Origin of the sequence: Thiohalocapsa sp. (assembly GCF_022340605.1) — a bacterium.
GTDB lineage: Bacteria > Pseudomonadota > Gammaproteobacteria > Chromatiales > Chromatiaceae > Thiohalocapsa.
In genome coordinates, this window is sequence record NZ_JAJDNQ010000157.1 from 42289 (window position 1) to 55166 (window position 12878).

Below are 12878 nucleotides of genomic sequence, written 5' to 3' on the forward strand. Positions count from 1 at the left end.
CCTCAGTCCCGCTCGAGCACGCGCCCGCGCAGCAGCAGCAATGCGTAGGCGGTGGTGGTGGCGAAGCCGAACAGCGCCAGCAGCAGCGCCGACTCCACGTAATCGCGCCCACCGGCACCCATGCCGAGCAGCACCAACAGCGCGATGGCGTTGACATAGAGGGTATCGAGCGCCAGCACCCGGTCCGGCAGCGACGGGCCCCGCAGCAGCCGCCACAGGCACAGCAGCAGGGACACGCTGAGCGCCGCCGTGGCGAGGAACAGGCTCAGATCCAGGATCATCGGAATACCTCCAGCAGGGGTTCTTCGTAGCGGGCCTTCAGCGCGGCGGCCCAGCGTGCGGCGTCCGGTGCGTGCGCGTGGCCCACGCCGAGCTCGCTGCGGTCGATGGCGTGCACCAGCAGCACGCGCGGCCGGCCTCGCGCCTGCGGGCGGAGCTCCGCCGTCAGCGTGCCCGGTGTCAGCGAGATGGCGGCCGCGAGCAGATACACGCCGAGCGGCGACTCCAGCGTGAGCGGCAGTTCCACGTACACCGGCTGCAGCGCCCGGTGCGGGTCCAGCACCAGCGCCGCGATGCGGAAGTTGGCCTGCACGATGTCCACCATCAGGTGTGCAAGCCAGACGCCGAGCACGGCGAGTTGCCGCGGGATGCGCAGCAGCCGCCGGAGCGTGCGGCGGCGCCCGGGCGGGGTGCCGTCTTCCGGTCCGGGCGGTCGGCGGAGCTGCGGTCCAAGCCGCCGGCGCACGCGCCGCACCGTGAGCGCCGCTCCCACCGCGGCCAGCATCGTGCCTAGCAGCAGGCTCCCCGGCGTCGCCGCGCCTGCCAGCAGCAGCCACAGACCCAGCAGTAGGGCGGTGAGGAGGGCGAAGGCGGCGATCACGGCGTCTGCCCCTGGCGAGGCGCGTCGCCCGCCTCCGGGCCGCGGCCGGGCCACGGGGCGGAGCTCCGATCCGCCGCGAGGCCCTGCACGGCGGCGGCGTAGGCATCCCCGCCCCGGGCCTGCTCCGCCACGGCGGCCGTCACCCGTGTCGCCGGCCCGGCGCAGACCATCAGCAGCGGTCCCGCGCCGATGAGTGCCAGTGCCGGCAACAGCATGCGTGCCGGTACCGCGGCCTGCACCGGCAGCCGGCGGCCGCGGGGCCACCAAAAGAGCTGGATACCGGTGCGCGTCAGCACCAGCGTGAGGGTCAGGCCGGAGCCAAGCACGGCCGTCCAGATCCAGCCCCAGAGGCCGGAAGCCACGCCGCCCGGTGCGTCCGGCAGCACCGCCTTCAGCACCAGGGCCTTGCCGATGAAACCGCTCAGCGGCGGCATGCCAGCGACGCCGACGGCCGCCAGCAGGAACAGCACCCCGAGCGCCGGTGCCGGGCGCGCGGCCGGCGCGCCCGGCGACGTGCCGGTGCATGACGAGGCAACCGCCGGCAGCAGGTCCAGCAGCAGAAAGAGGCCCGCCATGATCAGCGTCGATTGCACGAGGTAGTAGAGCGCCGCACCCAGCCCGAACACCCCGCCGGCGGCGATGCCTGCGAGGGTCGTGCCCACCGAGAGCGGCACCAGCCACGCGACCCGCCGGCGTAGGTCCCGCGCAGCGAGCAGGCCGATACAGCCGGCCACCAGGGTGCCGAGCGCCGCGGCCAGCAGCAGCGGCCCCAGCAGCCGTGCGACCGGATGCGCCGGGTTGTCCGCCAGGCCGGCGTGGGCGAGCGCGGTGCGCTTCGGCAGGTCCCCGGCGAGCGTGCCGTCGGCGATGGTCCAGAGCCGCACCAGCCCGTAGATACCGACCTTGGTCAGCAGGGTGAACAGCGCCGCCACGGGCGTCGGGGCTGCCGCATAGGTGCGCGGCAGCCAGGCCAGCAGTGGCAGCAGCGCCGCCTTCAGGCCCAGCACCGTCGCCAGCAGCAGCAGGCCGGCGCCGGCCAGGGCCAGGTCGGGGCCGGCCAGCGCCCCCAGACGCGCCGCCAGTTGGCTCATGTTGAGCGTGCCGGTGGCGGCGTAGACGAGCGCCACCGCCAGCAGGAACACCGTCGAGCCGACGAGGTTCAGCAGCACGTAATGCAGTGCCACGCGCGGCGGGCAGCGGCGGGGCCCCTGGAGAAGCAGGCCGTAGGAGGCCAGCAGCAGCACCTCGAAGAACACGAACAGGTTGAACAGGTCGCCGGCGAGCAGCGCACCCGCGACACCGAAGAGCTGGAATTGGAACAGGGCGTGGAAGCCGCGGGCCGGCCGGTCGCCGTCGGTCGCCGCCGCGTGCGCCAGCGCCGCCAGCGCCAGGAGCGCCGCGAGCAGCAGCATGAGCGCGGCCAGCGCGTCCGCCACCAGCACGATGCCGTAGGGCATCGGCCAGCCGCCGGCGGCGACCGCGGCGGGCCTGCCCGCGAGCGCCCGCCACAGCAGCCACAGCGCAAGCCCCGCCAGCCCCAGCGTGCCCCCGATGCCGAGCCCGCGACGCAGCCGCAGGCTCGGCCTCGGCCATGCGGTGAGCAGGGCGCCCAGTCCCAGCGGCAACAGCAGCGCCAGCGCCGTGGCCAGCGCCGGGGCCAGCGCCGGGACCGGGAGCGCTGCCTGAGCCAGGGTCATGGGCGGGGCTGCCCGGTGTCCGCCGCCGGTGCTCGGCCGTCGGCGGGTGGTTGCGCTGCGCCGGCGTCCGCGTTCGGGGTGACGCCGGTGCGCCGCGCGGACCAGAGCACCAGCGCCAACGCAAAGGCGGTCATGGCGAGCCCGATGACGATGGCGGTGAGCACCAGCGCCTGCGGCAGCGGGTCGGTCGTGCCGGGGCGGGTGGGGGCCAGCGGCGGGCGGTCCACCGTCAGCCCGCCGGCGGCGAACACCAGCAGATTGGCCCCGTAGGACAACAGCAGCAGGCCGAGTACGACGGTGAAGGCCCGGGGCGCGAGCAGCAGGTAGACCCCCGCGCCCATCAGCAGCCCGGTTGCGCCGGCGACGAGCCATTCCATCAGCCGTCTCCCGTCGCCGCGGCCGGCGGCCCGGCCAGGCGTTGGAACACGGCGAGGATGGTGCCGGCAACCACGAGCAGTACGCCGGTGTCGAACACGAGGGTGCTGCCGACGCTCACCTCGCCCACCAGTGGGAGCCGGCCCTGCCAGTGGAAGCTGGTGAGCAGTGCATGACGGAGCACCAGCGGCGCCAGGGCCGTGAGCCAGGCCAGGGCCAGGCCGATGCCGATCAGGACCACCGGGCGCGGTCCGCGCGGCGGCGTCGGCACTCCCCAGGCGAGCCAGTCGAGCACCAGCGCGGTGGCGAGCACCAGCCCGGCGACGAAGCCGCCGCCGGCCGCTTCGTGTCCGCGCAGCAGCAGGAACACCGCCACCAGCAGCGCCGCCGGCGGCAGCAGCAGTGCCAGCACCCGCAACAGCAGCCGGCCCGCGCCGTCGGGGTCCGACGGCGGCGCGTTGGCTCGGGAGATGCGCGACGGCGCCGCGCCGGTGTCGTCCAGCAGCAGGTGCACGGCGAGGCCGGCCATGGCCAGCACCGTGATCTCTCCCAGGGTGTCGAGGGCGCGGAAGTCCACCAGAATGGCGTTCACGACATTGCCCGCGTGGGCCGCCGGCTGCGCCTGGGCCAGGTACCAGGTCGCGATGCTGCCGTTGTCGGGGTGCAGCAGCAGCACCGCCGCCAGCACCGCGCTGCCGAGCCCGACGCCCACCGCAACGGCCAGCCGCAGCGCGCGCGGCGGTACGCTGCCGGCCGTCCCCGGGGCGACCGTCCGTGCAGCATCGCTTGGCAGGAGCGCCAGCACTGCCAGCAGTAGCAGGGCCGTGACCACCTCCACGGCGATTTGCGTCAGCGCCAGATCCGGCGCCGAGAAGCGGGCGAAGGCCAGGCTCACCGTCAGTCCGATCGCACCGGCGTAGAGCACGGCGGCGAAACGGCGCTCCGGGTGTCTGACCATGGCCAGTACGGAGGCGGCGAGGATCAGCGCCGCCACCAGGGCCGGCACGTTCACGGGCAGCGGCGCGCGCGAGCCGAACAGGCCGGCGCCGGTGCCGGCCGCCCACCAGCCCAGCACGCCCGCCGCCAGCGCGGTGGCGAAGAGCCAGGCGGTGGAGCGGGGCAGGGTGGCCGGACCGAGCCGTGCCGGCAGCTCGCGGGCAGCGCTGACGAGCCATCCGGCGATGCGCAGGTACACCCGCTCAGCACGCGGCCGTGTCAAATGGCGCTCGTGCCACGTGAAGATCGGCCCGCGCAGGACGTAGATGAGCACGCCCACGCACAGCGCCCCGGCGCTCATCAGCAGCGCCGGCGACACCCCGTGCCAGACCGCCAGGTGGAATTCCGGCAGCGGACCCAGCATGGCACGGCTGGCCATTAGCAGCAGCGGCTGGACGGTCTGATTCGGAAACAGGCCCACCAGCACGCAGAGCGCCACCAGCGCCGCTACGGGCAGGCGCATCCACCAGCTCGGCTCGTGCGGTGGGCAGCGTCCCGTCCTGGGCGGACCGTTGAAGAAGACGTCGTGCCCGAAGCGCAGCGAATACGCAGCCGAGAAGGCCCCGCCCAGCAGCGCCGCCGCCGGCAGCAGGATGTGCATCAGGGTCTTGAGCGCCGCCGGCCAGGCGGCGGCGATAGGCGGGTCGGCCGCCTCGGCGAAGAACATCTCCTTGCTCAGGAAGCCATTCAGCAGCGGCACGCCGGCCATGGCGGCGGCGGCCACCAGCGCCAGCGTGCCGGTGATGGGCAGGCACGCCATGAGTCCGCCCAGCCGGCGGATGTCGCGGGTGCCGGTCTCGTGGTCGACGATGCCCACGGACATGAACAGCGAGGCCTTGAACACCGCGTGGTTCAGCACGTGGAAAAGTCCGGCGATGGCGGCCAGCGGCGAGCCCAGGCCGAACATGAAGACGATGAGTCCGAGATGACTGATGGTGGAGTAGGCGAGCAGCCCTTTGAGGTCGTTCTTGAACAGGGCCACGTAGGCGCCGAAGACGAAGCTCGCGAGCCCCACCAGGCTCACTAGGATGAGCCAGGCGTCGGTGGACCCCAACAGCGGCCATAGCCGCGCCAGCAGGAAGACGCCGGCCTTCACCAGCGTCGCCGAGTGCAGGTAGGCGGACACCGGCGTCGGCGCCGCCATGGCCGCCGGCAGCCAGGCGTGGAAGGGCACCTGCGCGGACTTGGTGAAGACGGCGAGCAGGATCAGCAGCACGATCGGCGTGCGCAGCGGGTCCTGGTGCAGCGCCGCGCCCGCCGCCAGCACGTCGCTGATGCGGTAGCTGCTGGCGACGTGGCCGAGCAGCAGCGCCGCCGCCAGCAGCGCCAGGCCGCCGGCGGCGGTGACGACTAGCGCGACGCCGGCGCCGCGGCGGGCGCGGCGGTCCTCGGGCTCGAAGGCGACCAACAGGAACGACAGCAGGCTGGTGAGCTCCCAGCAGAGCACCAGCAGCAGCAGGTTGTCCGACAGCACCAGGCCCAGCATGGACGCCTCGAACGCCAGCATCAGGCCGTGGAAGCCACCGCGCGGTGTCTCTTCCGGCAGGTAGTAGCGCGCGTAGAGCCCCACCAGCAGCCCGATGCCGACGACCAACAGCGCGAAGGTGAGCGACAGCCCGTCCAGTCGCAGGGCCAGTTCCAACCCTAGCGCCGGCACCCAGGGTATGGCAAAGGTCTGTGCGTTGCCGGCGGCGATGCCGGGTGCCGCCAGCAGCGCCACCAGCAGCGCGCTGCCGGTGGCGACGGCCGCGACGATGCCCGGCCCGCGAGGGTGCCAGCGCTCCGCCACCGGTGCCAGCACGGCACCCAGGAGCGGCAGCAACGGCAACAACAGCGGCGGCAAGGCGGTGGTCATCCAGTCCCCCGGTGCGCCGGGCGATCAGGTGGTGGACGCAGCGTCGTCGGGTGCGTCCGGGAGGGCATCGAAATCGGGACCGGAATAGGCGGCGATCCCGATCCCGACTGCGTTGGATTCGGAGGCGTCCGTCCTCGGCGCATCAGTGCTGGGGCGCCTTGACTTACCGATGATGGATTGGCTCTGGGGCGCCGTCATTTCCTGGCGGCCTGGGCCGTCGATTCGCCCGAGGGCGCCGTGAGGCAGTGTTTCGGCGCGTGGATGCTGACGGCGTTCGGGAACATGTTCAGCCAGGGGATGCGGAAACCGTAGCCGTGGATGGCCACCTCTGTCTTCGGGCACTCTCTGGTGATGCGGTTGGCAATGGACTGCACCCGGGCCGAGTCGAACTTGAGATACGGTGGCATGAAGCCCGTGTCCTCATTCCTGAAGATCAGTGTGTCAGCGCTGCCGGCATGGACCGTTTCGATGCGATATTGCACGTTGCGGCCGTCGCCGGTGACGCCGGTGATTTGCACATTCCACGTATCCGGGCCCCAGCGCAGCCAGACGAAGCCGACGACGATGACGGCGACAATGGCGATGCCGATAGTGAATTTGTTCTTGGTCTTCATGGCGTTCTGCTCCTTCGGATAGTCAAATAAAGAGTGCGAGCTCGATGCGGCCAGCCGAAATGCCGCTGCGGGTTTGCGCTGCTGCGTGGACGTCCCCCGGTTGCCCGGACTGGCTGCCCCGGCTGAATGCCCGGACACGGTACGCGGATGGCAACGCCTTGAAAGCTCGTTGGAGAATGATTAAGCAATTGCCAGGCCAGCAGCCCAGCGGAGGACGCTGAAGGCTTGCCGCTGCGCCCCCGGCGGGGTATCGCGGTGTGGACGCTGCGTGCTGGAACGCGTGCGCCCTGCCCGGGTCGTCACGGGCAGGGGTGGGGGATCTGCCCCGCGCCACGGTCCAAAACGCCCGCGACCAACATTGCGCAGGGTGTCATTTGGTTCAGGTCTTGCCGGGGTGGACCAGGTGGGAATGGTCGGCAGACGCCGCAGCGGTCCGGTCCGCGACGGTATCGGTACGCGCTCCGGCGGGAACCTGGTATGGCTGATGCAAGATCCCCAGCACCAACCATCACCAAATGACCGGCATTCCGGTCGGGAGGCCATATGAACTGGGAACAGATTCGCGGTAACTGGGAGCAAATGAAGGGCGAGCTCAAGATCCAATGGAGCAAGCTCACCGACGACGACGTGGCGCGTATCGACGGTGAGCGCGACAAGCTCGTCGGTCGCCTGCAAGAGCTCTACGGCATCTCCAAGGAGGAGGCAGAGAAGCAAGTGGATAAGCAGGACTGGACCGGCTGACCGGGTGGCAGCCGGATAGCGTTTGGGCGTCCGCGCGGCGCGATGCTGAAATTCCCATCGGCGATTTGCCCACAAGCATTGTGCCGAATGAGGTTTTGTATTGCGTCGCGTGGACGCCCTCGCGTCCGGTCGTGTAGTGAAAAACGCGCTAATTGATTGCTTGCAAAGCGAAGCGATCGCTCCGGGGACTCGCTTGGCCACGCTCCGTGGCGGCCGAGCCGGTGTCTGGCGCACCCACGCGCGGTCATCGGTCGCCGCGCAGCGCTTGACCCCCGTCAAATCCTCTCCTACGGTGAGTGCGAGCGCCGGACATCGTCCAACACGCGGGGCCGGGCCGGTGACGCGCGCGACAACCATCGACGGGCTTGTCCTGGCACGGCAGCATGATGTATCTCCGCCGTCTTCCGGGCAATCCTCCCCAACATTTCCCCGCACTCTCGTCCAACCGGGCAGCGCACCGGAGCACTGCATGATCGACACGGCCGGCTCGCCCGCCAGTGGGGCGTCGCAGGCACCTCCCATCGCGGTCGGCAGCGTCAGCTTCCCCGGCAACGATGCGGCGTGCACCTTCGGCTTCGAATGGGATTTCCGCACCGATACCATTCGCCGCGACCCGGTGGGCGCGGCGATGCTGGAACTCGGCGAGGCGGGCTGCCTCGACACGGGCGCCGCCTTCCTGCGCCGGGTGCGCCGGGCGGACCGGGCGCGGTTGCGCGCCGCCATCGGCAGTGCCAGCCCACTCACGCCCACTTACCGTGCGCGCTACCGCGTCGTCACCACGACCGGCGCCGAGCGGGTGCTCGTGGACCACGGCCGTGCCAGCTTCGATGAGCAGGGCCAGATCTCGTCCGTCACCGTCATCAGCGCCGACGTCACCGCGGACTTCCGTAACCGCGTCGACGACAACCGCCGCCTGGACCTGTTGGTAGACGTCATGGACCGGCTCCCGGCCATGGTCATGGTCTACGACGATGCCTTTGTGGACCTGCGGGTGAACCGCAGCATGAGCCGCATCCTCGGCTGGAGCCGCTTCGACCTAGAGGAGCAAGATCCGCTTACGCTCTGGTGGCCGCAGCCCGGCCGCCGTGCCTTGGCGCGCGACGTGCTGGCCGGCGAAGCCGCCGGCTGGATCGACCTGCCGATGATGAGCCACGACGGCGAGCTGGTGGACGTGGCCTGGGCCAGCGCCCCGCTGCCGGGCATGCTGCGGGTGGCGGTGGGCATTGACGTGCGTGAGCAGCGCCGCACTGAGCGCCGCCTCGCCGACCTCGATCGACGCTTCCGCACCATGGCGGAGACGGTGCCGGATATTCTGTACACCGCGGACGGTGCCGGCCGCGTGAGCTACCTGAACGAGCTCTTCTACCGTATCACCGGCATGACGGCCGGCAGCGGGCTGGGCTATGGCTGGATGCAGGCACTGCACCCCCGGGACCGCCGCGCCGCTCGCCATGCCTGGCGCAAGGCCGCCGCGCGGGGCACGCACATGCGCATCCGCTGCCGCCTGCGCTGCGCCGATGGCGCCTACCGCTGGTGGGAGACACGCGCGCGGCCCATCGCGGACCCGGCTGCCCCGGGCGCCGCGGCGCTGTGGTTCGGTGCGGCATCCGACGTGGATGAGCTGGTGCGCACGCAGCAGGCGCTGGAGCAGGCCGACCGCCAGAAGGACGAGTTCCTCGCCATCCTCGGCCACGAGTTGCGCAACCCGATGGCGCCGGTGCGCAACGCGGTTGACCTGATGCGCTCCATGCAACTGTCCGATCCCAAGCTGACCTGGGCGGTGGGCGTGGTGGATCGTCAGACACGGCAGATGGCCCGGCTGCTCGACGACATGCTCGACGTCTCGCGGATCATCCGCGGCCAATTGCGCCTGAGCCCGCGCGCGGTGGCGGTCACCGAGGTCATCGATCAGGCCGTGGACGCGAGCCGCCAGCAACTGGAAGCCCGCGGCCATCACTTCCGGCTGGAACTGCCGGATGAGCCGCTGCACCTGCGCGCGGACCCGGCGCGGCTCGCACAAGTGCTCACCAACCTGCTCAACAACGCCGCCAAGTACACCCCCGAAGGCGGGCACGTGACGCTGCGCGTCGAGGCGCACCCCGACACCCTGGAGCTGCAGGTCGCCGACGACGGCGACGGCATCGATGCCGACCTGCGCCGCCAGCTCTTCCGCACCTTCACCCAGGGGCGTCGTCGCGTGGAACGCACGGGGGGCGGCAGCAAGTCCGGGCTTGGTCTCGGGCTCGCCATCGCCGCCAAGATCACCGAGCTGCACGGCGGGCGCATCGCGGTGGCGAGCCCTGGCCCCGGCCAGGGCGCCACCTTCAGCGTCCACCTGCCGCGCGTGGTGGCGCCGAAGTCGGAGCCGAAGCCCGTGCCGAAGTCGGTGCCGAACCCGGCGTTGGCGCGCTCCTGTCAGGACAGGGCGCCAGCGGGCCTGCCCATCCTCGTGGTAGATGACAACGACGACGCGGCGGAGAGCCTCGCCATGCTGCTCCGCGCGTTGGGTCACCAGGTCAGGATCTGCAACGCGGGCGCGGAGGCACTGGCGGCCGTCGTCCGGGAACGCCCGCGCGTGGTGTTGCTGGACCTGGGCATGGCGGACATGGACGGCTTCGAGACCGCGCGGCGGCTGCGCGCGCTCGAGCGCGAGCAACGGCCGGCGGCTGGCGCCGAGACCGCGCTGTCCCCCATGCTGCTGGTGGCCGTCTCTGGTTATGGTGACGCCCGCACGCGCGAGCGCGGACGGCAGGCCGGCATCGACCGACACCTGACCAAACCGGTGAGCAGCAAGACGCTGATGGCACTCCTTGGCGAGGCGGCGAAGCAACCGACGGGGAAAACCTAGCGAAATGCTCCGACATGGGGCCTTTCCCGCGGAGCAGGATACCCCTACATTGCCAGCAGCCGATTGCTCAGACCAAGGAGACTGCAAACGCAATAAGCAGGTGATTGCCCGGCGTTCATGCGGCCCCACTCGGGTGCCGGCCCGGGACTGAAACGGAGACACCCGATGACAGGGGCTGCCCAGCAGATGCATCGCTCCATGGGAACATGGATTGCATCTCCGAGACGCACAACGGCAAAGAGCATCGACAAGAAGCGAGATGGTTACCGACAGGAAGCGCCACCGCGAGATCGATCGCGCCGCGGGCGAAGAAGCGCGCCCGGCCGGATCGGACCTCGATCCGGCATTGGAGCGCCTCATCGACCTGGAGCGGCGGTCACTGCTGGCGGAACAGGCGCGCCAGCAGGCGCATCGGCTGCGTACGCCGCTGAGCGTCATCGACCTCGTTGCGGAGACGCTGCTGCTGGACGGTGAGGACGACGCCGCCCGCGCCGAGCGCCTCGAGCGTATCCAGAGCGCCGCCGGCACGCTCGCCGCCGAGCTCGCCGACGCGGTCAGGTCCACCCGCTTCGGCGAAGGCCCGCGCCGGCGCCTCGACCCCGTCGCGCTCGCCGCCCACGTGGTGCGCGTCTTCGGCGGTCAGGTGACCATGACGCCGGCGCCCGCCGAAAAGGGAGCGTCGCTCGCCCTGGTGGAGCCGGCCAGCATGGAGGCGGCACTCGTACACGCGCTGCGGCTGGTGGGCGTCGGCACCGACTGCAATGGGGTTTGCGCCCAGCGACCCACGCTGCACGCCGAGCGGCGCAACGGCGAGCTCTTGCTGGCTATCGCCGTCGTCGGCGCCGAGCCGGCGGACACGCCGCGGGAGCGGGCCGACCTGCGCCTGATGGCCAAGGCCGCGGAGCGCGTTGCGCAGGATCACGGGGGCAGCCTGACGCTGGGCGCGGGCAGTGCCCTCTTTCGGCTCCCGCTGAGGGGTGGCGACGACTAGTGCCAAGGTGAGCAAGGTTCGAGACCGTCTCAGGTCGTGGTCGTGGTCGTGATCGGATACTCGACAACGACAACGAAAGCAAAATTGGGAGAAACGCTGCTCGCCGTGTGCGTGGTGCGAGCGTTTGGTTGCAATACACCGCCAGCCGTGTGCTTGGTGGGGCAAATGCCCCTGCGCCAAGCGGGTTGTTGCGGTCGCGTGCTGACCCGCGGGCGCTCGTTAGCCACCGCTGGCGAGACGCGCTCGCCCGCATCGTCGCGGGCGTGCTGGCTCGGGCAGGCCCGCTCTACACGTCAAGGCACCAGCAGTGCGCCGGCAACGCGCTTCAGCCCGCCTGTGCCAACGCGCTTTCGCTCGGCTGCGCGTCCCGACAGAGTCGCTGGCGGCGCCAATCGGCCACCAGATCCAGTATCAGCAAGAGCAGATTCGGGTCGTGGCTGCCGAGGAAATCGTTCATCGCCTGTTCGCCCTGTTGCAGGATCTGCCGCGCGCTCGGGTCGCACCGAAGCTGGGGCAGGGCCTCGATGAGCCCCGCCGTCTCATTGCCGGGTAAGCCGTAACGCTCGAAGAGTCGGCTGAGCACCTGGGTGGCGCTCGTGACCGGGAGTCCTTGCAGGCGCCAGAAGGCATCCGCCGCGCCGATCAGAAACAGTTGCAGGCAGAGCCGCGAGCCGCTCGCCGCGGGCAGTTCCGGCAAGGCGGCGATGGAGCCTGCGACGAACGCAACCAGCGCCGAGCCGTTGGCACGCTCGGCCACGGCTGCCTCCGGCGCGCGAGGCGGGGGCTGGGCGATATGTCGTCGCAGATCGGGGTCGGCCGCGATGGTACGGCCATCGGGGGTCTGCTGGGAGAAGTTGCGCATGCCGTCTTCCGTCCGAGGGGTTCGTGGTCGGGTAGGGCGGTCCCATGCGTTTGGCGCGGACTGCCCCTGCTCGGTGTTGGCTTAGCAAGGGCGATGCCGCTTTTCCCTGCGCGTCGTGGGCTAACTCGGCGTTTGGTCGACTCGACCAATGATCGACATTCGGGCCGCCACGTCGGCCGGCACCTGGCATGCTGCCTGCTGTCACGAACCCAGGGTCACGCCATCCGGCCGCGCCGCAAGCCATGACGATCCACAACCGCGAAATCGCCGAGCAGTTTTCCCGCCTCGCCGACTTGTTGGAGATCGAGGGCGCCGACGCCTTCCGCGTGCGCGCCTACCGGCAGGCGGCGCAAACGATTGGCGGGCTGTCGGAGAGTCTCGCCGAGCGCGCGGCCGAGGGTGAGGACCTGAGCGCGCTGCCGCACATCGGCAAGCGCATCGCCGAGAAGATCCGCGCCATCTCCGAGACGGGCTATCTGCCGCAGCTCGAAGCAGTGGAAGAGCGGCTGCCGGCGGAGCTGAGCGAGCTGCTCAAGCTCTCCGGTCTCGGACCGAAGCGGGTCAAGGCGCTGCACCAGGACCTGCACGTGGACAACCTGGCGGATCTGAAGCGGGCGGTGGCGGAGCACCGCGTGCGCGAGGTGCCGGGCTTCGGCGCCAAGCGCGAGCAGGCGATCGCCGAGAAGCTCGAACAGTGGCAGGGCGCCGAGCAACGCTTGACGCTCATCGCGGCGGAGGAGATCGCCCACCCGCTGGTGGATTACCTCCAGCGGATCGACGGGGTGGACCAGGTCACCATCGCGGGCAGCTTCCGGCGGCGCAAAGAGACGGTCGGCGATCTGGACATCTTGGTGACGGCGGCGGCGGGCTCGCCGGTAATGGAGCGCTTCACCGCGTATGAGGAGGTGCGCGAGGTGGTCTCCCGTGGCGAGACCCGCGCCACGGTGCTGCTGCGCGCGGGCTTGCAGGTCGATCTGCGGCTGGTGCCGGCGCTGTCCTACGGTGCCGCGCTGCATTAC

Annotated in this window: 11 protein-coding genes; 4 read left to right on the top strand and 7 right to left on the bottom strand. The window is 70.9% G+C overall.

The features are described 5' to 3' along the window. Positions 1-2 precede the first annotated feature (2 nt). From LJE69_RS19385 to LJE69_RS19410, 6 genes are all read right to left on the bottom strand, one after another. The gene (locus LJE69_RS19385; protein ID WP_296927706.1) at positions 3-281 is read right to left on the bottom strand and encodes a K+/H+ antiporter subunit F; all 279 of its coding nucleotides are present in this window, start codon (positions 279-281) and stop codon (positions 3-5) included. Then, entirely contained in the window at positions 278-880 is a 603-nt protein-coding gene (locus LJE69_RS19390; protein WP_296927707.1) for a Na+/H+ antiporter subunit E, read from the bottom strand. The genes LJE69_RS19385 and LJE69_RS19390 overlap by 4 nt, the downstream gene beginning before the upstream one ends. Beyond that, the gene (locus tag LJE69_RS19395) at positions 877-2577 is read right to left on the bottom strand and encodes a proton-conducting transporter membrane subunit (RefSeq protein ID WP_296927708.1); all 1701 of its coding nucleotides are present in this window, start codon (positions 2575-2577) and stop codon (positions 877-879) included. Before LJE69_RS19395 ends, LJE69_RS19390 begins: the two co-directional genes overlap by 4 nt. Continuing rightward, positions 2574-2954 carry a Na+/H+ antiporter subunit C gene (locus tag LJE69_RS19400; protein ID WP_296927709.1) on the bottom strand — a complete coding sequence of 127 codons (381 nt, stop codon included), beginning with the start codon at positions 2952-2954 and terminating at the stop codon, positions 2574-2576. The genes LJE69_RS19395 and LJE69_RS19400 overlap by 4 nt, the downstream gene beginning before the upstream one ends. After that, the gene (mbhE, locus tag LJE69_RS19405; RefSeq protein ID WP_296927710.1) at positions 2954-5803 is read right to left on the bottom strand and encodes a hydrogen gas-evolving membrane-bound hydrogenase subunit E; all 2850 of its coding nucleotides are present in this window, start codon (positions 5801-5803) and stop codon (positions 2954-2956) included. The genes LJE69_RS19400 and mbhE overlap by 1 nt, the downstream gene beginning before the upstream one ends. A 194-nt stretch (positions 5804-5997) precedes the next feature. Then, positions 5998-6417, bottom strand: a complete 420-nt coding sequence (locus tag LJE69_RS19410) for a DUF1523 family protein (RefSeq protein ID WP_296927711.1) — start codon at positions 6415-6417, stop codon at positions 5998-6000. A 543-nt stretch (positions 6418-6960) separates the two neighbouring features. On the opposite strand from LJE69_RS19410, the gene LJE69_RS19415 reads away from it, so the two are divergent. The 3 genes from LJE69_RS19415 (at position 6961) to LJE69_RS19425 (ending at position 10997) form a co-directional block, all read left to right on the top strand. Further along, positions 6961-7158 carry a CsbD family protein gene (locus tag LJE69_RS19415; RefSeq protein WP_296927712.1) on the top strand — a complete coding sequence of 66 codons (198 nt, stop codon included), beginning with the start codon at positions 6961-6963 and terminating at the stop codon, positions 7156-7158. A 469-nt stretch (positions 7159-7627) separates the two neighbouring features. Next, positions 7628-10006, top strand: coding sequence for a hybrid sensor histidine kinase/response regulator (locus LJE69_RS19420; RefSeq protein ID WP_296927713.1), 2379 nt, complete (start codon positions 7628-7630; stop codon positions 10004-10006). A 259-nt stretch (positions 10007-10265) separates the two neighbouring features. After that, complete coding sequence (locus tag LJE69_RS19425) at positions 10266-10997, top strand: hypothetical protein (protein ID WP_296927714.1); 732 nt, start codon at positions 10266-10268, stop codon at positions 10995-10997. A gap of 325 nt (positions 10998-11322) precedes the next feature. On the opposite strand, the gene LJE69_RS19430 is transcribed toward LJE69_RS19425, so the two are convergent. Then, positions 11323-11859, bottom strand: a complete 537-nt coding sequence (locus tag LJE69_RS19430; RefSeq protein ID WP_296927715.1) for a hypothetical protein — start codon at positions 11857-11859, stop codon at positions 11323-11325. A gap of 242 nt (positions 11860-12101) precedes the next feature. On the opposite strand from LJE69_RS19430, the gene LJE69_RS19435 reads away from it, so the two are divergent. Continuing rightward, a partial coding sequence (locus LJE69_RS19435) for a nucleotidyltransferase domain-containing protein (RefSeq protein WP_296927716.1) occupies positions 12102-12878 on the top strand: 777 nt, incomplete at its 3' end.

Excerpts from the sequence above, each read along its gene's own strand:
- LJE69_RS19385 (WP_296927706.1), bottom strand. The coding sequence starts at position 281 with ATGATCCTGGATCTGAGCCTGTTCCTCGCCACGGCGGCGCTCAGCGTG.
- LJE69_RS19395 (WP_296927708.1), bottom strand. The coding sequence starts at position 2,577 with ATGACCCTGGCTCAGGCAGCGCTCCCGGTCCCGGCGCTGGCCCCGGCG.
- LJE69_RS19400 (WP_296927709.1), bottom strand. The coding sequence starts at position 2,954 with ATGGAATGGCTCGTCGCCGGCGCAACCGGGCTGCTGATGGGCGCGGGG.
- mbhE (WP_296927710.1), bottom strand. The coding sequence starts at position 5,803 with ATGACCACCGCCTTGCCGCCGCTGTTGTTGCCGTTGCTGCCGCTCCTG.
- LJE69_RS19410 (WP_296927711.1), bottom strand. The coding sequence starts at position 6,417 with ATGAAGACCAAGAACAAATTCACTATCGGCATCGCCATTGTCGCCGTC.
- LJE69_RS19415 (WP_296927712.1), top strand. The coding sequence starts at position 6,961 with ATGAACTGGGAACAGATTCGCGGTAACTGGGAGCAAATGAAGGGCGAG.
- LJE69_RS19420 (WP_296927713.1), top strand. The coding sequence starts at position 7,628 with ATGATCGACACGGCCGGCTCGCCCGCCAGTGGGGCGTCGCAGGCACCT.
- LJE69_RS19425 (WP_296927714.1), top strand. The coding sequence starts at position 10,266 with ATGGTTACCGACAGGAAGCGCCACCGCGAGATCGATCGCGCCGCGGGC.
- LJE69_RS19430 (WP_296927715.1), bottom strand. The coding sequence starts at position 11,859 with ATGCGCAACTTCTCCCAGCAGACCCCCGATGGCCGTACCATCGCGGCC.